Origin of the sequence: Pseudomonas moraviensis subsp. stanleyae (assembly GCF_036283065.1) — a bacterium.
In the GTDB taxonomy this organism is placed as follows: Bacteria; Pseudomonadota; Gammaproteobacteria; order Pseudomonadales; family Pseudomonadaceae; genus Aquipseudomonas; species Aquipseudomonas stanleyae.
On record NZ_JAADJI010000003.1, the window covers coordinates 397,429 to 418,879 of the forward strand.

The 21,451-nt window shown below is 61.5% G+C and carries 19 protein-coding genes and 4 pseudogenes; 15 read left to right on the forward strand and 8 right to left on the reverse strand.

The genetic code is table 11. The features are described from left to right. Positions 1-178 precede the first annotated feature (178 nt). Positions 179-1,162: a TauD/TfdA family dioxygenase gene (locus tag GXB78_RS06965; protein WP_329514870.1), complete on the reverse strand. Its 984-nt coding sequence runs from the start codon at positions 1,160-1,162 to the stop codon at positions 179-181. A 39-nt stretch (positions 1,163-1,201) separates the two neighbouring features. Further along, positions 1,202-1,942, reverse strand: a complete 741-nt coding sequence (locus tag GXB78_RS06970; protein ID WP_329514871.1) for a thioesterase II family protein — start codon at positions 1,940-1,942, stop codon at positions 1,202-1,204. A gap of 135 nt (positions 1,943-2,077) precedes the next feature. Here GXB78_RS06970 and GXB78_RS06975 point away from each other — a divergent pair, with 135 nt between their 5' ends. Then, entirely contained in the window at positions 2,078-3,211 is a 1,134-nt protein-coding gene (locus tag GXB78_RS06975; RefSeq protein ID WP_329514872.1) for a cupin-like domain-containing protein, read from the forward strand. Positions 3,212-3,400: 189 nt separating this feature from the next. Here the strand turns inward: GXB78_RS06975 and GXB78_RS06980 are convergent. Then, positions 3,401-3,586 (reverse strand): annotated as a pseudogene (locus GXB78_RS06980) (MFS transporter); the annotation flags it as partial. On the opposite strand from GXB78_RS06980, the pseudogene GXB78_RS06985 reads away from it, so the two are divergent. After that, a pseudogene (locus tag GXB78_RS06985) lies at positions 3,577-3,726 on the forward strand (cupin-like domain-containing protein); the annotation flags it as partial. The pseudogenes GXB78_RS06980 and GXB78_RS06985 overlap by 10 nt on opposite strands. Positions 3,727-3,895: 169 nt before the next feature. On the opposite strand, the pseudogene GXB78_RS06990 reads toward GXB78_RS06985, so the two are convergent. Continuing rightward, a pseudogene (locus tag GXB78_RS06990) lies at positions 3,896-4,072 on the reverse strand (MFS transporter); the annotation flags it as partial. Between GXB78_RS06990 and GXB78_RS06995 the strand changes: the two are divergent. Further along, a pseudogene (locus GXB78_RS06995) lies at positions 4,063-4,212 on the forward strand (cupin-like domain-containing protein); the annotation flags it as partial. The pseudogenes GXB78_RS06990 and GXB78_RS06995 overlap by 10 nt on opposite strands. Positions 4,213-4,365: 153 nt before the next feature. Here GXB78_RS06995 and GXB78_RS07000 read toward each other — a convergent pair. After that, a complete protein-coding gene (locus tag GXB78_RS07000; protein WP_329514873.1) occupies positions 4,366-5,547 on the reverse strand; it encodes an MFS transporter in 1,182 nt (393 codons plus the stop codon). A gap of 246 nt (positions 5,548-5,793) precedes the next feature. Here GXB78_RS07000 and GXB78_RS07005 point away from each other — a divergent pair, with 246 nt between their 5' ends. From GXB78_RS07005 to GXB78_RS07025, 5 genes are all read left to right on the forward strand, one after another. After that, entirely contained in the window at positions 5,794-6,798 is a 1,005-nt protein-coding gene (locus GXB78_RS07005) for a family 2 encapsulin nanocompartment cargo protein terpene cyclase (RefSeq protein ID WP_329514874.1), read from the forward strand. 90 nt (positions 6,799-6,888) lie between these two features. Then, positions 6,889-7,689 (forward strand): SDR family oxidoreductase, encoded by an 801-nt coding sequence (locus tag GXB78_RS07010; RefSeq protein ID WP_329514875.1) that lies wholly within the window; start codon positions 6,889-6,891, stop codon positions 7,687-7,689. After that, a complete protein-coding gene (locus GXB78_RS07015) occupies positions 7,682-9,508 on the forward strand; it encodes a glycoside hydrolase family 15 protein (RefSeq protein ID WP_329514876.1) in 1,827 nt (608 codons plus the stop codon). The genes GXB78_RS07010 and GXB78_RS07015 overlap by 8 nt, the downstream gene beginning before the upstream one ends. A gap of 392 nt (positions 9,509-9,900) precedes the next feature. After that, on the forward strand, positions 9,901-10,290 hold the full coding sequence (locus tag GXB78_RS07020; RefSeq protein WP_329514877.1) for a hypothetical protein: 390 nt from the start codon (positions 9,901-9,903) through the stop codon (positions 10,288-10,290). Positions 10,291-10,387: 97 nt separating this feature from the next. After that, positions 10,388-11,275, forward strand: a complete 888-nt coding sequence (locus GXB78_RS07025) for an alpha/beta fold hydrolase (protein ID WP_329514878.1) — start codon at positions 10,388-10,390, stop codon at positions 11,273-11,275. On the opposite strand, the gene GXB78_RS07030 is transcribed toward GXB78_RS07025, so the two are convergent. After that, positions 11,244-12,227 carry a GlxA family transcriptional regulator gene (locus GXB78_RS07030; RefSeq protein ID WP_329514879.1) on the reverse strand — a complete coding sequence of 328 codons (984 nt, stop codon included), beginning with the start codon at positions 12,225-12,227 and terminating at the stop codon, positions 11,244-11,246. The genes GXB78_RS07025 and GXB78_RS07030 overlap by 32 nt on opposite strands. A gap of 89 nt (positions 12,228-12,316) precedes the next feature. On the opposite strand from GXB78_RS07030, the gene inhA reads away from it, so the two are divergent. The 3 genes from inhA to GXB78_RS07045 all read left to right on the forward strand — a co-directional run bounded on the left by inhA (position 12,317) and on the right by GXB78_RS07045 (position 15,689). Then, the gene (inhA, locus tag GXB78_RS07035; protein ID WP_329514880.1) at positions 12,317-13,003 is read left to right on the forward strand and encodes an isonitrile hydratase; all 687 of its coding nucleotides are present in this window, start codon (positions 12,317-12,319) and stop codon (positions 13,001-13,003) included. Positions 13,004-13,229: 226 nt separating this feature from the next. Then, on the forward strand, positions 13,230-14,021 hold the full coding sequence (locus GXB78_RS07040; protein WP_329514881.1) for a CPBP family intramembrane glutamic endopeptidase: 792 nt from the start codon (positions 13,230-13,232) through the stop codon (positions 14,019-14,021). A 102-nt stretch (positions 14,022-14,123) separates the two neighbouring features. Further along, positions 14,124-15,689: a methyl-accepting chemotaxis protein gene (locus GXB78_RS07045; RefSeq protein WP_042608406.1), complete on the forward strand. Its 1,566-nt coding sequence runs from the start codon at positions 14,124-14,126 to the stop codon at positions 15,687-15,689. Positions 15,690-16,001: 312 nt separating this feature from the next. Here the strand turns inward: GXB78_RS07045 and GXB78_RS07050 are convergent, their stop codons facing one another. Both GXB78_RS07050 and GXB78_RS07055 read right to left on the reverse strand, forming a co-directional pair. Beyond that, positions 16,002-16,355, reverse strand: coding sequence for a DUF6124 family protein (locus tag GXB78_RS07050; protein WP_329514882.1), 354 nt, complete (start codon positions 16,353-16,355; stop codon positions 16,002-16,004). A gap of 1,036 nt (positions 16,356-17,391) precedes the next feature. Beyond that, positions 17,392-18,072 carry an alpha/beta family hydrolase gene (locus GXB78_RS07055; RefSeq protein WP_329514883.1) on the reverse strand — a complete coding sequence of 227 codons (681 nt, stop codon included), beginning with the start codon at positions 18,070-18,072 and terminating at the stop codon, positions 17,392-17,394. 92 nt (positions 18,073-18,164) lie between these two features. On the opposite strand from GXB78_RS07055, the gene ccoN reads away from it, so the two are divergent. The 4 genes from ccoN to ccoP are packed head-to-tail and all read left to right on the forward strand — an operon-like array spanning position 18,165 to position 21,364. Continuing rightward, on the forward strand, positions 18,165-19,589 hold the full coding sequence (gene ccoN / locus GXB78_RS07060) for a cytochrome-c oxidase, cbb3-type subunit I (protein ID WP_263469602.1): 1,425 nt from the start codon (positions 18,165-18,167) through the stop codon (positions 19,587-19,589). A 10-nt stretch (positions 19,590-19,599) separates the two neighbouring features. Beyond that, on the forward strand, positions 19,600-20,208 hold the full coding sequence (ccoO, locus tag GXB78_RS07065; protein ID WP_329514884.1) for a cytochrome-c oxidase, cbb3-type subunit II: 609 nt from the start codon (positions 19,600-19,602) through the stop codon (positions 20,206-20,208). Positions 20,209-20,213: 5 nt separating this feature from the next. Further along, on the forward strand, positions 20,214-20,411 hold the full coding sequence (locus GXB78_RS07070) for a cbb3-type cytochrome oxidase subunit 3 (protein ID WP_329514885.1): 198 nt from the start codon (positions 20,214-20,216) through the stop codon (positions 20,409-20,411). Beyond that, positions 20,408-21,364, forward strand: a complete 957-nt coding sequence (gene ccoP / locus GXB78_RS07075; protein WP_329514886.1) for a cytochrome-c oxidase, cbb3-type subunit III — start codon at positions 20,408-20,410, stop codon at positions 21,362-21,364. The genes GXB78_RS07070 and ccoP overlap by 4 nt, the downstream gene beginning before the upstream one ends. Positions 21,365-21,451: the final 87 nt, after the last annotated feature.

Here is a 21,451-nt window from a genome sequence, read left to right on the forward strand (position 1 = left end):
TCCTTGCTGATCGGCGGCGTGACCTGGAGACCCGGTCGTATCAACAAGAACGAATGGCCCGCGCGACGATTTAGCGCGCCAGCGGCGATAGCGGCCCGACGGTACAGGCCAGACAGACAAATGCCGAAGCCCGGTACAGGTCCGGCTTCGGCATTCAAATTGAAGCGTTGCGATCCGCTCAGCGCGCGTCCTGCGAATGCCCCTCGGCCATCGCCACGATGACTTTGCGCGGCCCTTCGAACGGTGAACGTGCATGCGCGGACAACATGTTGTCGAGCATCAGCACATCGCCTTCCTGCCAGGGGAAACTGATCGCACAGTCATCGAGCACCGCACGAATCTGCGCCAGCACTTCGTCTTCGATTGGCGAGCCGTCGCCGTAGTAGACGTTACGCGGCAGGTCTTCTTCGTCGACGATGTCGAGCAGGCTTTCGCGCACTTCCGCTTGCAGGTTGGAGATGTGAAACAGGTGCGCCTGATTGAACCAGACGTGCTCGCCCGTTACCGGGTGCACCGCCACCGCCTGACAGGTCTGCCGCGTGCGCAGCTCACCGTCGTCCTTCCATTCACAGACAATGCCGTGGGCCTTGCAGTAGGCCTCGACGACTTCGCGGTCTTCGGTGTTGAACACGTCTTCCCACGCCACATCGAGGCCGTTGCCGAAGTTGCGCACATACATCAGGCCTTTACTGACGAAACGTTCACGGATCGCCAGCGGGATGCGCCGGTACACTTCGCGGCTGTCGGCGATCGGCGTCTCGCCGCCGGACTTGGCGGCGATCATGCTGTAGAACCAGATCTTCATCGGCCAGTCGCGGGAATACGCTTGTTCGTTATGCAGCGGAATGCTCTGGTGCGCCGGGTATTCGGTGGAGGTGTATACGCCTTGGGTGACGTTGGTGCGCGGCGTCGAGCCGAACTCGTAGTTCAGCAACGGATGGCCGAAGCTCGCGGCGAACTGGCGGAACTGCTCCGCGCCGTCGAGACGGAAGCCGCGAAACAGCACGCCACCGTCGCGCAGCAGATGCTCATCGACCAGTTCCTTCAATTCATCGAATACCGCCAACAGATCGGTGTCGGCATCGCTCGCCTCGATCAACAGCGGCAAGCGTCCGCGCTGCGGCAGCAATGGCCGAACGGAAAATCCCAAAGCAACAGCCATGACTGGCCTCCTGACTATGCGTGATGGATGAGTCGCGTCTCAGAACGCCGGTTGTGCAGCCTGCGCAAGGCGCCGGTGATGCACTTCCAGATGCGTCTTGATCGTGCGAATGACCCGCGCCTCATGTTCATGAATGAAGAAATGCCCGCCGGTCATCATGTCCACCGAAAAACTGCCCAGGGTCTCCTTGCTCCAGCCGATCAGTTGTTCGGTGGTGGCGCGGTCTTCCTTGCCGCCGAGCACGTGCACCGGGCAACTGAGCAAGGGCCGCTCGGCAGGCGTGAAGCGCCCGCACATCATGAAATCGGCGCGCAGCACCGGCAGGGTCAGGCTCATCAATTCCTGATTGGCGAGGATTTCTTCGCTGGTGCCCTGAAAGGTGCGCAACTGTTCGATGAGTTCTTCATCGCTGCGCGGCTCGGCAAAACCGCGGTCGTAGTCGCTGCGCATGGTCGGTGCGGCGGTGCCGGAGGCGAACAGCGCCAGCGGCTCTAGCGCGCCGAGCTCGCGCAAGGCATGGGCCAGTTCGCAGGCGAGCAACGCGCCGAGGCTGTGCCCGAACAACGCATACGGGCCTTGCAGACCCGGTTTGTGTTCGCGCGCCAGTTGCCGCGCCAATGCGCGCATGTCGGTTTGCAGAGGTTCGTCGAACCGCGCGCCACGCCCCGGCAGTTCCACCGGTTGCAATTGCAGCCACGTCGGCAGTTGACGCCGCCAGCGGCTGTAAACCATGGCGCTGGCACCCGAATAGGGCAGGCACAGCAATGTCAGCTTGGTCACCGCACTTTCCTTGAAAAATGTGTCTGCAAGAAAGACGGATCACTGGCCGGACAAATTAGTCATCGAGCGCTAAATTCCCCCGCCGGCCGCTCGTTGCCTGTTCAGGAAAAAAACAACAATCGCGAGGGAATCACCGTGGACCTGCAGAGCATTCTGGGCAAGCTGTTCGCCAACGCCGGCGCGGTCGGCATCGAGGGGGTTTTCCAGTTCATCTTCAGTGCGCAACAGGCGTACTGGTACGACATCAAGACCAGCCAGCGCACGGAACTCGGGCGCCACCTTAGCCCGGACGTGACCATCGAAGTCGCGGAAAAGGATTTTCTCGGGATCATGGCCGGCGTGGCCAACGTCGAGGAACTGTTCGCCAGCGGTCGCCTGAAGATCGGCGGCAACATGGGCCTGGCGACAATGCTGCCGCAGATCATCGACCACGCCCGCCAGGGAGGCGGCACGGTGGAAAAGGTCGACATGAACAAGCGCTACCCGACCCCGCCGCGCTTCAGCGAAAAGCTCACTGCCGCACTGCCCCGGCAGACCAGCGTCGAACGCCGGGCACGCGCCGAATTGAGCCGACATGAATTCGAAACCCGTTATCTGCCCAATGGCATTCCGCTGGTGATCAGCAACGCCCTGCACGACTGGCCGTTGTTCAGCCTGAGCCGCGAAGAGTCGCTGGTGCATTTCGCCGAACTGCAGGGCATCACCCGCCACGGCGATTACGTGAAGAAGACCTTTTCCACCGAGCGTGATTTCCGCTCGACCTCGATGGCCGAGTTCATCGCCTCGCTGGACAGCCCGGCAGTCAAAGGCGCGGACGGCGAGCCGCCGGCGTACATGGGCAACAACATCCTGCCCGCGCAGTTGTTGCAGCAGATCCAGTACCCGCCCTACTTCGACACGTCGCTGTTCATCCCGCCGCGCATCTGGATCGGCCCCAAAGGCACGCTGACGCCGTTGCATCGTGACGACACCGATAACCTCTTCGCCCAGGTCTGGGGGCAGAAAAAATTCACCCTCGCCGCACCGCATCACCGCGAAGCGCTGGGCACCTGGTCGACTGCGCCCAAGGGCGGTCTGGATGGCTGCGATTTCAACCCGGATGCGCCGGACTATGAGCGTTTCCCGGCGGCGCGGGATGTGACGTTTTTGCGGGTGACGCTGGAGGCGGGGGATTTGCTGTTTTTGCCCGAGGGCTGGTTCCATCAGGTTGAATCGGTGTCGACCTCGTTATCAGTCAACTTCTGGATCAACTCAGGCCGAGGCTGGTAACCCGATCCCCTATAGGAGCGTAGGAGCGTAGGAGCTGACGAGTGCAACGAGGCTGCGATCTTTTGATCTTGATCTTGATCTTGATCTTGATCTTGATCTTGATCTTGATCTTGATCTTCAAAATCCAAAGTCAAAGTCAAAGTCAAAATCAACGTCAAAAGATCGCAGCCTCGTTGCACTCGTCAGCTCCTACGCTCCTACCCGGAGGTGACGGTAGCTCTGGATCGCGGAGCCCAACACCACCGCCCCCGCCGCTATCGCCAGCCAAAACCCGCTACGCGCGCCAAACGCATCGACCAGCGCCCCGGAGCCAGCGGCGCCGATCGCCACGCCGATGCTCAACCCGGTCAGGCCGTCAGTGAGTCTGGCCGGCGGCGCGGGATGTGACGTTTTTGCGGGTGACGCTGGAGGCGGGGGATTTGCTGTTTTTGCCAGAGGGCTGGTTTCATCAGGTTGAATCGGTGTCGACCTCGTTATCAGTCAACTTCTGGGTCAACTCAGGCCGAGGCTGGTAACCCGATCCCCTGTAGGAGCGTAGGAGCGTAGGTGCGTAGGAGCTGACGAGTGCAACGAGGCTGCGATCTTTTGATCTTGATCTTGATCTTGATCTTCAAAATCCAAAGTCAAAATCAACGTCAAAAGATCGCAGCCTCGTTGCACTCGTCAGCTCCTACAACCGTGGGGTTATTTGAGGTGACGGAAACTTTGAAACGCTGAAACCAGCACCACCGCCCCCGCCGCTATCGCCAGCCAGAATCCGCTGCGCGCACCAAACGCATCCACCAACGCCCCGGAGCCAGCGGCGCCGATCGCCACGCCGATGCTCAACCCGGTCAGGCCGTCAGTGAGTCTGGCCGGCGGCGCGGGATGTGACGTTTTTGCGGGTGACGCTGGAGGCGGGGGAATTGCTGTTTTTGCCCGAGGGCTGGTTCCATCAGATTGAATCGGTGTCGACCTCGTTATCAGTCAACTTCTGGGTCAACTCAGGCCGAGGCTGGTAACCCGATCCCCTGTAGGAGCGTAGGAGCGTAGGAGCTGACGAGTGCAACGAGGCTGCGATCTTTTGATCTTGATCTTGATCTTGATCTTCAAAATCCAAAGTCAAATTCAAAATCAACGTCAAAAGATCGCAGCCTCGTTGCACTCGTCAGCTCCTACGCTCCTACCCGGAGGTGGCGGTAGCTCTGGAACGCTGAAACCAACACCACCGCCCCCGCCGCTATCGCCAGCCAGAACCCGCTACGCGCGCCAAACGCATCGACCAACGCGCCGGAGCCAGCGGCGCCGATCGCCACGCCGATGCTCAGCCCGGTCACCAGCCAGGTCAGGCCCTCGGTCAGTTTGGCCGGTGGCACGATGCGTTCGATCAAGGCCATCGCGACAATCAGTGTCGGCGAAAAGAACAGGCCGGCGATGAATACCGCCACCGACAGGCCGAGAATATTGCTCGCCAAAAGCAGCGGCAGCGTAGTCACCGCCGTCGCCACACCGCCGTAGAGAAACAGTCGAGGCAACGGCAGTTTCGAGCGCATCGCACCGAAGGCGATCCCGGCCAGGCATGAGCCGATTGCGTATACCGACAAGACAATACTCGCCGCTGCCGGCTGGCCCTGGTGCTGGGCAAAGGCGACGCTGACCACGTCGATCACCCCGACGATCACGCCCATCGCCAGCATCAACGCCAGCAGCCATTGCACGTCGGTGGAGCGAATGATCGAGCCTTGATGCTGCGACTCCTGCGCGTGCACCGGCGGCTCGGTGCTGCGCTGGGCGACAAACGCCGTCACGCCGATGGCCAGCGCCAACAACGCTGCCAGCGGCCCGGCCTCGGGAAACACCGCGACGGACAAGCCCACCGACAGCGGTGGCCCGACGATAAAACACACTTCGTCGAGCACTGACTCCAGCGCATACGCCGTCTGCAATTGCGGCTGGCCTCGATAGATTTCGGTCCAGCGCGCTCGGACCATCGCCGACATGCTCGGCATGCACCCGGCCAGCGCGGCGAACACGAATAACGTCCAGCTCGGTGCCTGCAACCGCGTGCACAGCAGCAGCATCAATAACCCGCCGCCACCGGTCAGTGCAGCGATGGGCAGCACCCGCCCCTGCCCATAACGGTCCACCAGCCGTGACACCTGCGGCGCACAGAACGCCGTGGCCAGGGCAAAAGTCGCCGCTACCGCCCCCGCCAACGCATACCCGCCGTGCAACTGCGCGAGCATGGTGATCAGGCCGATCCCGGTCATCGAAATCGGCATGCGCGCCAGCATCCCGGCCAGCACAAAAGCCCGGGCGCCGGGGGCGGTGAACAATTCGCGGTAGGGGTTTGCCATCGATTGCAGCCTCATCAGGGGCGGCCAAGTTGCCATAGGCTTGAATGCCGTGGAAGCGCGCAATTGTTGGTGGAGTGTGAAAGCCAGCTGATCTTTGCAGCGCTGAAAGGCGATGACCATTGGTCGAAAACCCACGCTGACCTGTCAGACCTGACAGGTGCGCTTCATTGTCGTTTGCGCTCTGATGAGGCCTTGGATCTTCGCCTATCACCGTGGAACCCCGCGAACGCACTCAGGAGTCTGGCCATGGACCAATCGTCAATGCTCGTCTCACCCGAAGCGGAAAAGGCGCCGTGGGCTGTGCCCGACCTGTATGGTCTGGCGCCCTTTCGCAACGACGCCGCGCTGGCGGCCGCGGTGGATGATCGGCTGATGCCGTGGATCGAGCAGGTGGGGATTTTTCCGGGGCGGCACGACAAGGTCCGCGCCATGGGTTTCGGTCGCTTCGCCATGCTCTGTCATACCGACACCGACGAGCCCGATCGGCTGTTGCTGGCGGCGCAATGTTTCGCCGCGCTGTTTGCCGTCGACGATTACTACTGCGACGATGAGCGAACCGGGTCCGAGCCGAGAATGGTCGGGCCGCGCCTCACTCTGGCACTGGCAGCGCTGGAGCCGGTTCACTTGAGCGACCGGTTTCGCCCGGGGCTCGAGCAGGCCCTGAACAGCGATCCGGTGCTGGTCGCACTGCGGGCCTATCTGAGACGGGTCGAGACGCTCTCGACGGCGGCGCAGGTTGCCCGCGTACGCCATGAAATCACTGCCATGTTCGTCACCATGACCGCCGAAGCGGCTTGGCGGATCGAAGGGCTCACGCCCGCGCTCTGGGAATATCTGGCTCAGCGTCAGGTCAACAGTTTCCTGCCGTGCCTGTCGCTGATCGACGTCATCGGCGGGTATGAATTGCCCGCCAATGTCTACAGCGCACCCGAGGTGCGCAAGGTCACGACCCTGGCCGCCAGCGCCACGATCATTGCCAATGATCTGTTTTCCGCGCTGAAGGAACAGCAGGCCGGTATCGGCGATTTCAACCTGCCGTTGTTGCTGAGCCGCGAACAGGGCTGCTCACCCGCGCAGGCGATGGCGCAAAGTGCTGCCGTTCACGATGACATCATGCATCTATATGAGGCGGCAGAACGGGCGGTATTGCCGCACGCTTCGCCGCTGCTCAAACGCTATCTGCGCGGAATCAAGAGCTGGCTGGCCGGCAACGTCGAATGGCACCGCAGCAGTGGCCGCTACCAGGTCTGACGCTGGCGAACTTTTCATGGTTGCAGATGAACTCTCGCCGCAGGCCATCAGTCAGCTAGTTAAGTCTCTGGAACCAAGGCGTGAATCGTCATGCAGATTTCCCTCGCTCATCAGGTGGCGCTGGTCACCGGCGCCAGCTCCGGCATCGGTCACGCTGCCGCAAAAGCATTGGCCGCCGCCGGCGCGGCGGTCGTGATCAACTACAACAGCAGCGCCGGACCCGCTGAAGAACTGGCGGCACAGATCAACGCTAATGGCGGCAAGGCTCTCGCCATCGGCGCCGACGTCTCGAAAGAGGACGAGGTCGAACGGCTGTTCAAAGAGACCGTCGACGCCTTCGGCTCGCTGGATATTCTGGTGGCCAACTCCGGTCTGCAAAAAGACGCCGCTGCCGTGGACATGACCCTCGACGACTGGAACACGGTGATCGGCGTCAACCTCACCGGGCAGTTTCTCTGCGCGCGGGCGGCGTTGCGGATTTTCCAGCGTCAGGGCGTGCGCGAAGGCGTGTCGCGCGCGGCGGGCAAGATCATTCACATGAGCTCGGTGCACCAGCGCATTCCGTGGGCCGGGCATGTCAATTACGCGGCATCCAAGGGCGGCGTCGATCAATTGATGCAAAGCCTCGCCCAGGAAGTCAGCCACCAGCGCATCCGCATCAACAGCATCGCGCCCGGTGCGATCAGCACCGCGATCAACGCTGAAGCCACCGCAGGCGCGGCCGGCGAAAAACTTCTCGAACTGATTCCCTACGGACGCATTGGCGATGTCGAGGATGTCGCCAATGCCGTGGTCTTTCTCGCTTCCGATCTGTCCGATTACATTGTCGGCACCACCCTGTTCATCGATGGCGGGATGAGCCTCTATCCGGAGTTTCGCGGCAATGGCTGAGCCTGAAATGGAACAACAAAGCGCCATCGGTGCTCACGGCATCATCGGCGACATGCGCAGCGCCGCACTGGTCAACGACAAGGGCAGCGTGGATTTTTTCTGCTGGCCGGAGTTCGACAGCCCGACGATTTTCTGCTCGCTGCTCGACACGCCTGAGGCAGGGATTTTCCAGCTCGCGCCGGACTTGCCCGATGCCCGCCGCGAACAGATTTACCTGCCCGACACCAATGTCTTGCAGACCCGTTGGCTGAGTGAACATGCGGTGGTGGAAATCACCGACCTGTTGCCCATCGGCGACGATGTCGACGCCCTGCCCCTGCTGATGCGCCGGGTGCGAGTGGTCAGTGGTTCGGCGACGTTCAATCTGCGTTGCGCGGTACGTCACGACTACGGCCGCGCCAACAGCCGCGCAGAGATCGACGAGAAGGACGTGACGTTCCACGCTGCGGGTCAGCCATCGCTGCGCCTGGCTTCAGATCAAACCCTGCAGATCGATGCACAAGCGGCCGTCGCGCAGTTCACCCTCAAGCACAATGAAACCGCCGCCTTCATGCTCGGCGGCAGCGATGATCCGCGCTTTGCCGAAGGCGCCGCCGAATTGTGCATGGAGCGCACCTTGAAATACTGGCGCGGCTGGATCGGCCAGTCCAACTATCGCGGGCGCTGGCGGGAAATCGTCAACCGCTCCGCCCTGGCTCTGAAGCTGCTGACCTCGCGTCGCCAAGGCGCGATCCTCGCCGCCGCTACCTTCGGCCTGCCGGAAACCCCCGGCGGCGAGCGCAATTGGGATTACCGCTACACGTGGATTCGCGATGCGTCGTTCACGGTATACGCGTTCATGCGCCTGGGCTTCGTCGACGAGGCCAACCACTATATGCAGTGGCTGCGCGGACGGGTCAGCGACTGCTGCGGCAAACCGATGAAGCTCAATATCCTCTATGCCATCGACGGCCAGCAGGAATTGCCGGAAACCGAACTGACCCACCTGTCCGGTCACGGCGGCGCGCGACCGGTGCGTATCGGCAACGGTGCCTACGAGCAGATCCAGCTCGACATCTTCGGCGAGCTGATGGACGCGGTGTATCTGGTCAACAAGTACGGTGATGCGATTTCCCACGAAGGCTGGCGGCACGTCGGCGAAGTGGTCGATCAGGTCTGCGAGAACTGGCAGAGCGAAGATGTCGGCATCTGGGAAATGCGCGGCGAGACCCATCATTTCCTGCACTCGCGGCTGATGTGCTGGGTGGCGCTGGACCGCGCGATCCGTCTGGCCTCCAAGCGTTCGCTGCCGGCGCCGTTCGCCCGTTGGGATCAGACCCGGCAAGCGATCTACACCGATATCTGGGACAACTTCTGGGATGAAGAGCGCGGGCATTTCGTCCAGTACAAGGGCGGCACCGCGCTGGACGGCTCGATGCTGCTGATGCCGCTGGTGCGTTTCGTCAGTGCCAAGGACCCGCGCTGGCTCTCGACTCTGGAAGCGATCGAAAAAACCCTGGTGCGCGACGGTATGGTCTATCGCTATCGCAACGAAGACGCCAACATCGATGGCCTCAACGGCACCGAAGGCGCATTCGCCGCGTGTTCGTTCTGGTACGTCGAATGCCTCGCGCGCGCCGGCCAAGTGGAAAAAGCCCATCTGGAGTTCGAGCAGTTGCTGCGTTACGCCAACCCGCTGGGCCTGTACGCCGAAGAGTTCGACAGCCATGGCCGCCATCTGGGCAACACGCCGCAAGCGCTGACACATCTGGCGTTGATCAGCGCAGCGAGCTTTCTCGATCGCAAGTTGAGCGGCGAGAAGAGTTCCTGGCAGCCGTAATTGTCACCAAGGGCTGTAGGAAACAGCCCTGATCAACGCCGAATTGTGGAATTGACGCCACGCAAACAGGCTGTTGCTCCCAGTCTCTGTAGCGAGGGAGCTGGTCCCGCCGGGTCGCGAAGCGGCCCCGTCACTTGACTGCTCACTGAATGAAAGCCCCCGCAGCCACTGGCTTTGCGCCTGCTGCGAAGCCGAGCGCGAGCAAGCTCCCTCGCCACAGTTTCAGGCGTGGGACGCTGCCGTGTTGGTTAAACAGAGGCCATGGAGGCCTACCCGGCAACGTACGCTTACACGCCGAAATACCTTGTTGCCAGCCGTTACATCCACACCTACCATCCAACGCAACGGGCACAGCGGAGCTGTCCAACCACCCCCGAATTCAAGGAACCGGAATGCCTCACCACGTCCAGCGCAGCATCCACTCCCCTCTTCGCACCGGGCTGAGCCGCACCCAGCTCTGGGAAAGCGCCGATAAAGGCCTGATCAAATGCTGGGAAATCGGCCGCCAGCGCGCCGAACGATTTCCCGAACTCGCCCAGCGATGCGTTGCGGGCGAGCTGCCGGTGCTTGGCTGGAAGGGTGGCGTCAGTCGCAGCCTGAAGAAAAACGAGAAATACGGTTCGCTGAAATATCTCGCGCAGTGGCAGGGCTTGCGCGGCGAGGATCTGGATATTGATCTGGCGCAGGAGCGTTCGCTGATGTGTTCGCGGACGAAGATGAAGGTCACGTTTACCCCGGACCGGACCAAGTATTTCAATCAGGTGGCGGAGGTAGAGGCTTAGCGCCGGGCGTTGACATGCAGCTCGTCGGCTGCGTTGAGCCGGGCAATGCGTTCGCAGGTCCAGAGTGTTTGTTGCGATTCAAACGGAGTGGTTAGTCATGATCGAAACCGTACTCACCCCAACGCTGACCATCGCCTACGAACAACATGGCCCTGAAACCGGCGCCGCAGTGATTCTGCTCCACGGCTTCCCCTATTCCCCGCGCGCCTTCGACGAAGTCGCCCCGGCGCTGGCCGCGCAAGGCTATCGCGTCGTTGTGCCGTATTTGCGCGGTTATGGGCCGACCCGGTTCAACAGCGCGCAGACCCTGCGCTCTGGCCAGCAAGCCGCCATGGCGCAGGATCTGCTCGATCTGATGGATGCGCTGGCCATCGAACAGGCCACGCTGTGTGGTTATGACTGGGGCGGTCGGGCGGCGTGCATTGTCGCGGCGTTGTTTCCGGCGCGGGTGCGCGGGCTGGTCAGCGGCGATGGGTACCTGGTGCAGGACATTGCGGGTTCGACTCAGCCGCTAGACCCGGAAGACGAGCATCGGCTCTGGTATCAGTACTACTTCCACACGCCGCGTGGCGCCGAGGGTCTGCGGCAGAATCGCCGGGCGTTGTGTCAGTTGCTCTGGCGGCTGTGGTCGCCGACATGGTCGCGAAGGGACGAACGCTACCCGCTGACTGCCGGCGCTTTCGATAATGCTGATTTCGTCGATGTGGTGATTCATTCCTACCGGCATCGTTTCGGGTATGCCTCGGGCGATCCGGCACTGGAATGGATGGAAGAAGCACTGGCCAAGCAGCCCGTCATAAGCGTACCGAGCATTTCGCTGTGCGGTGCCGATGATGGTGTCGGCCCGCCTGCGGCGGTTGATGAAGATGCCGAGCATTTCAGCGGCTTTTATGAGCGGCGCGTGTTGGCCGGCGTCGGGCACAACATCCCCGAAGAAGCGCCGCAGGAAACCCTCAAGGCACTACTGGATCTGTTACAGCGCTGACGGAAAACCGCTCGCGATACGCCTGCGGCGTCACGCCAATGGCACGGAGAAAACTGCGCCGCAGCGTCTCTTCGCTGCCAAAGCCGCAATTGGCCGCGATGCGTTTGACCGGCAGGCCGGTATCGCTGAGCAGTCGCCGGGCGGTTTCCACGCGGATCAATTCGATTGCCCGCGCCGGGGTCTGGCCGGTGTCGGCGCGGTAGTGGCGGATGAAGCTGCGCTCGCTCATGCCGGCCTGTTCGGCGAGGGTCGGGATGCCGAGGTCGCAAGTGAGGTTCTCGGCGATCCAGGCGTGCAGTTCATCGAAGCGGTTGCCCTGCTGTTGCAGCGACAGGGTCACGCTGAACTGCGACTGCCCGCCCGGGCGTTTGAGGAACACCACCAAGTGCCGGGCCACGTCGAGGGCAATGTCGCGGCCGAGGTCTTCTTCGACCATGGCCAGCGCCAGATCAATACCCGCCGTAACCCCTGCAGAGGTCCACACCGGGCCGTCGTTGATGAAAATCGGGTTGGCTTCCACGCGCAGATTCGGATGTTGCTCGGCCAATTGTTCGCAGCGCGTCCAGTGGGTGACCACGCGGCGGCCGTCGAGCCAGCCGCTGGCCGCGAGCAGAAAGGCCCCGGTGCACACCGAAGCCACACGTCGACAGCCGTGGGCATGTTCGCGCACCCAGTCGACCAGTTGCAGATCTTCCGACGCCGTGTAAATGCCCCAGCCACCCGAGATGATCAATGTGTCGCTGGGCGTTTGCGGCAACGGTTCGGCCAGCACCGCCAGCCCCGCCGACGACAGCACCGCCCCGCCGCCGCTGGCGATTACGCTCGGCGCGTAGGGCGTCGGCAATCCGCGCTGGCGGGCGAGATCATTGGCCGAGGCGAACACCTGCAACGGCCCGGTGACATCAAGAATCTGCATGTTGGCAAACGCGAGGACGTGAATGGCTTTGGGCATTTGGCGTAATTCGTGGGGTGATTGGCGTATGCGCCAGAACCTACGCGCCTACAGTGAAGTCGTCCACTTCTTTCAACGGAGCAAGAACGATGACGCTGCAGATCGGTTTTCTGTTATTCCCGCAGGTTCAGCAACTCGACCTGACCGGCCCTTACGACGTGCTCGCCTCGCTGCCTGGCGTGCAGGTGCATCTGGTCTGGAAGGACCTGATGCCGGTGACGTCCAGCACCGGCCTGCTGCTGAAACCGACCACCACCTTCGACGATTGCCCGGAGCTGGACGTGATCTGCGTGCCCGGCGGTGGCGGCGTCGGGCCGTTGATGGAGGATCAGGATGTACTGGATTTCATCAAGCGTCAGGCCGCCCAGGCACGTTATGTGACTTCGGTGTGCACCGGCTCGCTGGTACTTGGCGCAGCGGGTCTGCTGCAGGGCAAACGCGCGACCACCCATTGGGCGTATCACGAGTTGCTGCCGAAGCTGGGGGCGATTGCGGTGAAGGATCGGGTGGTGCGCGACGGCAATCTGTTTACCGGTGGCGGAATCACCGCCGGGATCGATTTTGCCTTGGTGCTGGCGGCGGAACTGGTCGATGCCGACACGGCGCAACTGGTGCAGTTGCAGCTGGAATATGCCCCGGCGCCGCCGTTCAATGCCGGCAGCCCAGACGTGGCGCCGAGTGCGGTGGTCGATGAAGCGCGGTTGCGCGCGGCGCCTTCGTTGAAGCTGCGCACCGAGATTACCGAGCGCGCGGCGGCCAAACTGAACCTGCACTAATTTCCCCGCCAAATGCAAAACCTGTGGGAGCGAGCCTGCTCGCGAAGACGGAGTGTCAGTCGCCAGTGATGTCATCTGGAAAACCGCTTTCGCGAGCAGGCTCGCTCCCACAGGGCTCCGTGTCGACCATAGATGTGAGTTATCCCCAATTGACCATACCTTCCCTTGTCCCACCGCCCTCGCCCGTGTAGAAAGCCCCTTCCAGAATTTCGCACAAGGACTTTCGATGAAGGCGCTGCCCTGGCTCTATCTTGCGCTGCTCGGCCTCGGTTACGGACTGGCCCTGAGCTATGGCCAACTCGGTTGGCTGGCATTGATCTCCGTGGGGCTTTTGCTGTTCGCCGCGTTCGCCGTGCGCCAGCAGCAGGTGCCGGTCGCGCGCTGGCTCGGCCATGGTCTGTTTGTCGTCCTGGCCTTGGCGCTGGCAATGCATTGGCTACCGGGTTTTGCCAACGGTCGCGCGATCAATCCGCAACGCTTCACTGAAAACGCCGTGCCGTTCGCGATGTACCTCAACCTCGACAAACCGCTGGTGGGTTTCTGGCTGCTGCTGGTGTGCCCGTGGATTGTTGCGCGGCGGTCGTTGCGACTGAAGGTCTACGCCACCGCCCTCGCCCTGACGCTGTGCGTGATTCTCGCACTCGGCGGTGCGCTGTTGCTTGGCGTGATTGCCTGGGCGCCAAAGTGGCCGGATCAGGCCTGGCTCTGGGTGCTGAACAATCTGCTGCTGGTGACGCTGGTCGAGGAAGCGCTGTTTCGCGGCTATATACAGGGCGGACTCAGCCGTCGTCTCAAGCACTTGCCGTATGGCGACAACCTCGCGCTGCTGTCGGCCTCGCTGCTCTTCGGTCTGGTGCACGCCGGCGCTGGCTGGACCTGGGTGTTGCTGGCGGGACTGGCCGGGGTCGGCTATGGTCTGGCCTACCGCTTCGGCGGACTGGGCGCGGCGATCGCCACGCATTTCGGCCTGAATCTGCTGCACTTCGGCCTGTTCACCTATCCGATGCTGGCCAGTTGACGCAAGCGCCGTTTTGCGACGCCGTACTTAATTCTGAAAAAAAACTTCAATAAAAACCTGGCAGCGCCGACAACCTTTGAAAGCCTTGCGGATTGAAAAACCATGCGTAACAACCAGCCCATTACTCAACGCGAGCGGACCTTTCCAGCTCAGCAACGGTTGATTTCCACCACCGATGCCAAGGGCGTGATCACCTACTGCAACGACGCGTTCGTTGAAATCAGCGGGTTTTCGCGGGAGGAACTGATCCGGGCGCCGCACAATCTGGTCCGTCACCCTGACGTGCCGTCGGCGGTGTTCTCGCACATGTGGGGCACACTGAAACAAGGCTTGCCATGGATGGGCATTGTCAAGAATCGCTGCAAATCCGGCGACCACTATTGGGTTAACGCCTACGTCACGCCGGTGTTTGATGGCAGCCAGGTAATCGGTTACGAGTCGGTGCGCGTCAAACCCACCGCCGAACAGATCCGCCGCGCCGAAGCGCTTTATCAACGCATCAACCAGGGCAAGTCGGCGATTCCTTCGACGGACAAATGGCTGCCGATCCTGCAGGACTGGCTGCCGTTCATTCTGGTCAGCCAACTGAGCTTCATGATCGGCGCGACGCTGAACTCGCAGTGGGGCTTCGCCCTCGCCGCCGGTCTGTCGGTGCCGCTGGGCCTGATGGGCCTGCAATGGCAGCAACGCGGGCTCAAGCGCCTGCTGCGCCTGGCCGAGCAGACCACCTCCGACCCGCTGATCGCGCAGATGTACACCGACAGCCGTGGCGCCCAGGCGCGTCTGGAGATGTCGATCCTCAGCCAGGAAGCGCGCCTGAAAACCTGCCTGACCCGCCTGCAGGACACCGCCGAACACCTGACCGATCAGGCCAAGCAGTCCGACGCCCTGGCGCACAACAGCTCGACCGGCCTGGAACGCCAGCGCGTGGAAACCGAACAGGTCGCCACCGCCGTCAACCAGATGGCCGCCACCACCCAGGAAGTCGCCAGCCACGTGCAACGCACCGCTGACGCCACCCAGGAAGCCAATCGCCTGACCGGTCGCGGCCGCGACATCGCCGGAGAAACCCGCGAAGCCATTCAGCGTTTGTCCGTGGTTGTTGGGGAAACCGGCCTGACCGTGACGCAACTGGCCAAGGACAGCGACGAAATCGGCGGCGTGGTCGACGTGATCAAAGGCATCGCCGACCAGACCAACCTGCTCGCCCTCAACGCTGCGATCGAAGCGGCACGTGCCGGCGAAATGGGCCGTGGTTTTGCGGTCGTGGCTGACGAAGTACGCCAGTTGGCGCAACGCACCAGCGAATCCACCGGGCAGATTCATGCCCTGATCGCCAAGTTGCAGCAGACCGCCTCCAGCGCCGTGCAGACCATGGAAGCCGGGCATCGCCAGGCCGAAGAAGGCGTGGCCCGGGTACTGGAAGCGGATCAGGCCCTGGTCGGCATCAGCGAAGCCGTGGCCAACATCACCGACATGACCACCCAAATCGCCGCCGCGACCGAAGAGCAAAGTGCCGTGGCTGAAGAGATCAGCCGTAACATCAGCAATATTTCGGAATTGGCGGATCAGACCTCGGAACAGGCGCACAACTCGGCATTGTTGAGTGAAGAGCTGACCAAAACTGCGAATACGCAATATTCGTTGGTGGAGCGGTTTAACCGCTGATTGGATGGTTGAAATGAAAAAACCCGGATGGCGTGAGCTTTCCGGTTTTTTTGTTGTGCCAATGAAAAGCCCCCCTCACCCAACCCTCTCCCCCCAAGGGGGGCGAGGGGGAAAGGGGGCCGATCTCGGTCGGGTTTTAGATCTGCGTTTGGCTTTGAGCAGCTTCTCTAATGTGCATTCGGCGCGGTATTTCAAGTCGGTGTACGTCGAACAAACACCTCAGTCAGTTCCTTCTCCCTCTGGGAGAGGGCTAGGGTGAGGGCTGGTTCTGAAGGAACCCGATCTCTGCCACGCTGGAGCCGAGGGACTCAATTATTGAGGCAGCTTCAGCTTGTCCAGCAGTCGATTGACCAACAATTCGTTGAGCATGATCACCTGTTGCAGCGCCAGCAGTGGTTTGCGTTCCGGGCCGCCTATCGAGTTGGCGATGTTACCGGCCATGGCATGCGCGTATGAAAGCGACTCGCAGGCCTCGAGCAACAAGGTTTCGTCATCCAGCGTGGGGTCCACGACATAGACGGGGCGGTATTTTGGCGAATTTGGCGGGGCGGCCAGGTCTGCGGGTTTGAGGTAATAGTTGAGGGCGCGGTCGGTGGCTTCTTTGACTTTTTGCGAGTCGAGGTCGGGGCCGTGGGGGGTTGGCGGGTTGGGGGTTGCTTTGAACATGATGAAGCTCCTATTGCAGATTCAAGGAGCCGTCACCTTCGCTACCAAACGAGGGTGGCGGCCATACGCGGGTTGGTAGACCGGCTGCAATAGGAACCCGGCGCCCGCGAACGAGCCCCACGCATGACCACCATATAAACCGAGCCCCGAAAAAAGGACGGTCTGAAGGCGTAGACATACGGCCATTACAGACGGGCTACCAAACCCGATCACTGCTTTTTGTCAGTGACCGAGAAACGATATAGCCAACCTCATAGCCGTGTAAGCCGGCGGATTCTGGCGTACGCGTAGGCAACGGCGCAAGGAGTTGTAGCCGGGATGGCGTAACGGATCGTGTAGTTTAAACGCGCGAACAAAATCATGTTTACACACAGGAAATGCCGGACCGAGCACGCTTCCGGCTCTTTATCGTGTCAGCGAAATCGCCCCTCACCCTAACCCTCTCCCGGAGGGAGAGGGGACTGAACCGAGGTGTTTGGGAGAACTACGCCGACGTGCAATACCGCGTTGAACTCAGGCTTTGAAAACCACACATATCGGCCCCCTCTCCCTCGGGAGAGGGCTGGGGTGAGGGGCCGCAGCAACACAAATCAAAAGCCGAACACCCACGCTTTTCACCACTCAATAGGCCGAGTGTCAGCTCGCCTGCTCTTGATCTTGATCCACCGGCGACGTCGGAAGGCTGAGCGGAGGGATTGATCCGGGGGTGGGAGCGCAGCGACCGTTTGGCGCAGCCAAACACATCGAGAGGAGGTGCAGCGAAGCAAACCGGAGGCGATGCGCCCGGATCGATCCCGCAGCGAAGGGACCCCGAGCCCCAGCGAGCGGGCCGAACGTAGGAGCTAGCGTTTTTTGCTTACTTTTTTAGGCGCTTGTAAAAAAGTAAGTCGCCGTCAGGCGAAACCGCCAGCCGCAGCTCCCGAAGCAACGGATATGCCCCCAAAAGCAAGATCAACAGCTACCCCTCACCCCAGCCCTCTCCCCCAAGGGGGCGAGGGGGAAAGGGAGCCGATCTCCATGGAGAATAGAATCTCGGTTACCCCTTGAGAAATTCGGATACTTTCTGCGCGGCGCTGCCCAAATGCTGTTCATGGGTAAACCCGGAAGCCTTGAGCGGCTTCAAATCATGATCCCCCGCCGCCAACCACATCACCTCAATACTCGGTGACAACGTGTAAGCCTCGACAGCTTCACGATTACCCAGCGCATCCCGTTCCCCCTGCACAACCAACGTCCGCGTGCGCAACGCAGCCAAATGCTCCACCCGCGGCTTCTCCGGCTTCCCAGCCGCATAAAACGGATATCCCAGACACACCAACCCATCAGCCCCCTGCTCATCCGCCAGCAGACTCGCCATCCGCCCCCCCATCGACTTGCCGCCAATCGCCAACGGCCCAGTGACATGACGCCGCACAACCGCAAACACCTCGCGCCAACATTCCTGCAACTTGCCAGCAGGATTCGGCGGCCGCTTCACCCCATCCACCCGCCGCTGCGCCATATACGGAAACTCAAACCGCAACACGTTCACCCCAAGCCCGGCAAGGCGCCCAGCCATGTCGTTCATCCAATCGCTATCCATCGGCGCCCCCGCTCCGTGCGCCAGAATCAGCGTTGCCGAAGCCTCACCAACAGCGGCATCCCACAGCCACCCATGATCACGCGCACACTGCGCCCATTGATCCCCGTCAATACTGGCCTTGTGCTGTTTGTCCATGCTTGCCTCGCTTTTAGTCTGCCTATAACTCCAGGCGAAGGATTCGCGTCGTTTGCGCGCGCTCACTTCGGCTGAACCGTGGATGGGGAACCATGAACACTTCTATCAGTACCGCCTACAACTACAAGGTGGTCCGCCAATTCGCCATTATGACGGTGGTGTGGGGCATCGTCGGCATGGGCCTCGGGGTTTTTCTCGCGGCGCAATTGGTCTGGCCGGAACTCAACTTCAATCTGCCGTGGACCAGTTTCGGCCGTCTGCGCCCGCTGCACACCAACGCGGTGATCTTCGCTTTCGGTGGCTGCGCGCTGTTCGCCAGCTCTTTCTACTCGGTGCAACGCACCTGCCAGACACAATTGTTCGCGCCGAAAATCGCTGCGTTCTGCTTCTGGGGCTGGCAACTGGTGATCCTCCTGGCGGCGATCAGCCTGCCGCTGGGTTACACCAGTTCCAAGGAATACGCCGAACTGGAATGGCCGATCGACATCCTCATCACCATCGTCTGGGTCGCCTACGCCATCGTGTTCTTCGGCACGATCATGCAGCGCAAGACCAAACACATCTATGTCGGCAATTGGTTCTTCGGCGCGTTCATCATCACCGTGGCGATTCTGCACATCGTCAACAACCTCGAGTTGCCGGTGAGTTTCACCAAGTCCTACTCGGTTTACGCCGGTGCCACCGACGCGATGGTGCAATGGTGGTACGGCCACAACGCTGTGGGCTTTTTCCTCACTGCCGGGTTCCTCGGCATGATGTATTACTTCGTGCCGAAACAGGCCGAGCGCCCGGTGTATTCATATCGCCTGTCGATCGTGCATTTCTGGGCGCTGATCACCCTGTACATCTGGGCCGGCCCGCACCACTTGCACTACACCGCGCTGCCGGACTGGGCGCAGTCGCTGGGCATGGTGATGTCACTGATTCTGCTGGCACCGAGCTGGGGCGGCATGATCAACGGCATGATGACCCTCTCGGGCGCCTGGCATAAGTTGCGCAGCGATCCGATCCTGCGTTTCCTCGTGGTGTCGCTGGCGTTCTACGGCATGTCGACCTTCGAAGGTCCGATGATGGCCATCAAGACCGTCAACGCCCTCTCCCACTACACCGACTGGACCATTGGCCACGTTCACGCCGGCGCGCTCGGCTGGGTGGCGATGATCTCGATCGGCGCGCTGTACCACATGATCCCGAAAATCTTCGGCAAGGCGCAGATGCACAGCGTCGGCCTGATCAATGCGCATTTCTGGCTGGCGACCATCGGCACCGTGCTCTACATCGCCTCGATGTGGGTCAACGGCATCGCCCAGGGCCTGATGTGGCGCGCGGTCAACGAGGACGGCACGCTGACCTATTCCTTCGTCGAAACCCTGGTGGCCAGCCATCCGGGCTTTGTCGTGCGCCTGATCGGTGGGGCGATTTTCCTCAGCGGCATGTTGCTGATGGCTTACAACACCTGGCGCACCGTGCGGGCCTCGCAGCCTGCCGAAGTCGTCGCTGCCGCGCAGATGGCCTGAGGAGTCCGCCATGAAACACGAAACCATTGAAAAGAACGTCGGCCTGCTGATGCTGCTGATGGTGTTCGCCGTGAGCATCGGCGGCCTGACCCAGATCGTCCCGCTGTTCTTCCAGGACGTCACCAACAAACCGGTGGAGGGCATGAAGCCCTACACCGCACTGCAACTGGAAGGCCGCGACATCTATATCCGCGAAGGCTGCGTCGGTTGCCACTCGCAGATGATCCGCCCGTTCCGCGCCGAAACCGAGCGTTACGGGCACTACTCGGTGGCGGGCGAAAGCGTCTGGGATCATCCGTTCCTGTGGGGTTCGAAACGCACCGGGCCGGACCTCGCTCGCGTTGGCGCGCGCTACTCGGATGACTGGCACCGCGCGCACTTGTACAACCCGCGCAACGTCGTGCCGGAATCGAAGATGCCCGCCTATCCGTGGCTGGTCACCCAGGCCGTCGACAGCAGTCACACCGAAACCAAGCTGAAAACCATGCGCACCCTCGGCGTGCCGTACAGCGACGACGACATCAGCGGCGCCGTGGCCAGTCTCAAGGGCAAGACCGAAATGGACGCCCTCGTTTCCTATCTGCAAGTGCTCGGCACTGCGATCAAGAGCAAGAGGTAAGCACGATGATCTTTGAGATGAGTGCAGGCCTGATCCGCGGCCTCGGCACGGTCGTGGTGTTCGTCGCCTTCGTCGGCCTGACCTTGTGGGTGTTCAACCGCAAGCGCACGCCGGAATTCGCCGAAGCACGCCTGTTGCCGTTCGCCGACGAACCACTACCCGAAACACCTTCAGCCCCTGAAACAAGGAGTACCCGGCCATGACCACCTTCTGGAGTACGTGGATCTGCGTACTGACCATTGGCAGCCTGATCGGCCTGACCTGGCTGCTGATCGGCACGCGCCGGGGCGAGACCAAGGGCAGCGTCGACCAGACCATGGGCCACAGCTTCGACGGCATCGAGGAGTACGACAACCCGCTGCCGCAGTGGTGGTTCATGCTGTTCGCCGGCACATTGGTGTTCTCGGTGGGCTATCTGATCCTCTATCCGGGCCTGGGCAACTGGAAAGGCATCCTGCCCGGTTACGAGGATGGCTGGACCGGCGTGCACGAGTGGGAAAAGGAAATGCACAAGGCCGACGCCCGTTTCGGCCCGATCTTCGCCAAATTCGCAGCGATGCCCCTGGAAGAAGTGGCCAAGGACCCGCAAGCGCTGAAAATGGGCGGTCGCTTGTTCGCCTCCAACTGCTCGGTGTGCCACGGCTCGGATGCCAAAGGCGCGTTCGGCTTCCCCAACCTCGCCGACAGCGACTGGCGCTGGGGCGGTGATGCCGAGACGATCAAGACCACCATCCTGGGCGGTCGCATGGCAGCGATGCCGGCCTGGGGCGAAGTGCTCGGCGAAGCCGGGGTGAAAAACGTTGCCGCGTATGTGCGCCACGAACTGGCCAGCCTGCCGCTACCTGCCGACAGCAAGGCGGATCTGCAAGCCGGGCAGCAAGCGTTCAGCACCACTTGCGTGGCTTGCCACGGCGCAACTGGCCAAGGCACCCCCGCAATGGGCGCACCGAATCTTACCCATCCGGCCGGCTTCATCTACGGCACCAGCCTGACCCAGCTTGAACAGACTATTCGCCATGGCCGCCAAGGACACATGCCGGCGCAGAATGAGTTGCTGGGCAACGATAAAGTGCAATTGCTTGCCGCCTATGTGTACAGTCTTTCAAAAAATGATGAGCAATTGAGCGGCAAGCTTCAAGCTGAAAGCCACAAGTAAAGGCGACAGCCCAGCATACAAATTTGCAGGCGACTTGTATCCACTTGTCGCTTGCAGCTTGCAGCTCGTAGCTGCTTCTTTTTGTCG

Bases quoted from the DNA above. Each gene is read 5' to 3' on its own strand.
- GXB78_RS06965 (WP_329514870.1), bottom strand. From the start codon at position 1,162: ATGGCTGTTGCTTTGGGATTTTCCGTTCGGCCATTGCTGCCGCAGCGC.
- GXB78_RS07000 (WP_329514873.1), bottom strand. From the start codon at position 5,547: ATGGCAAACCCCTACCGCGAATTGTTCACCGCCCCCGGCGCCCGGGCT.
- GXB78_RS07005 (WP_329514874.1), top strand. From the start codon at position 5,794: ATGGACCAATCGTCAATGCTCGTCTCACCCGAAGCGGAAAAGGCGCCG.
- GXB78_RS07010 (WP_329514875.1), top strand. From the start codon at position 6,889: ATGCAGATTTCCCTCGCTCATCAGGTGGCGCTGGTCACCGGCGCCAGC.
- GXB78_RS07015 (WP_329514876.1), top strand. From the start codon at position 7,682: ATGGCTGAGCCTGAAATGGAACAACAAAGCGCCATCGGTGCTCACGGC.
- GXB78_RS07020 (WP_329514877.1), top strand. From the start codon at position 9,901: ATGCCTCACCACGTCCAGCGCAGCATCCACTCCCCTCTTCGCACCGGG.
- GXB78_RS07025 (WP_329514878.1), top strand. From the start codon at position 10,388: ATGATCGAAACCGTACTCACCCCAACGCTGACCATCGCCTACGAACAA.
- GXB78_RS07030 (WP_329514879.1), bottom strand. From the start codon at position 12,227: ATGCCCAAAGCCATTCACGTCCTCGCGTTTGCCAACATGCAGATTCTT.
- inhA (WP_329514880.1), top strand. From the start codon at position 12,317: ATGACGCTGCAGATCGGTTTTCTGTTATTCCCGCAGGTTCAGCAACTC.
- GXB78_RS07040 (WP_329514881.1), top strand. From the start codon at position 13,230: ATGAAGGCGCTGCCCTGGCTCTATCTTGCGCTGCTCGGCCTCGGTTAC.
- GXB78_RS07045 (WP_042608406.1), top strand. From the start codon at position 14,124: ATGCGTAACAACCAGCCCATTACTCAACGCGAGCGGACCTTTCCAGCT.
- GXB78_RS07050 (WP_329514882.1), bottom strand. From the start codon at position 16,355: ATGTTCAAAGCAACCCCCAACCCGCCAACCCCCCACGGCCCCGACCTC.
- GXB78_RS07055 (WP_329514883.1), bottom strand. From the start codon at position 18,072: ATGGACAAACAGCACAAGGCCAGTATTGACGGGGATCAATGGGCGCAG.
- ccoN (WP_263469602.1), top strand. From the start codon at position 18,165: ATGAACACTTCTATCAGTACCGCCTACAACTACAAGGTGGTCCGCCAA.
- ccoO (WP_329514884.1), top strand. From the start codon at position 19,600: ATGAAACACGAAACCATTGAAAAGAACGTCGGCCTGCTGATGCTGCTG.
- GXB78_RS07070 (WP_329514885.1), top strand. From the start codon at position 20,214: ATGATCTTTGAGATGAGTGCAGGCCTGATCCGCGGCCTCGGCACGGTC.
- ccoP (WP_329514886.1), top strand. From the start codon at position 20,408: ATGACCACCTTCTGGAGTACGTGGATCTGCGTACTGACCATTGGCAGC.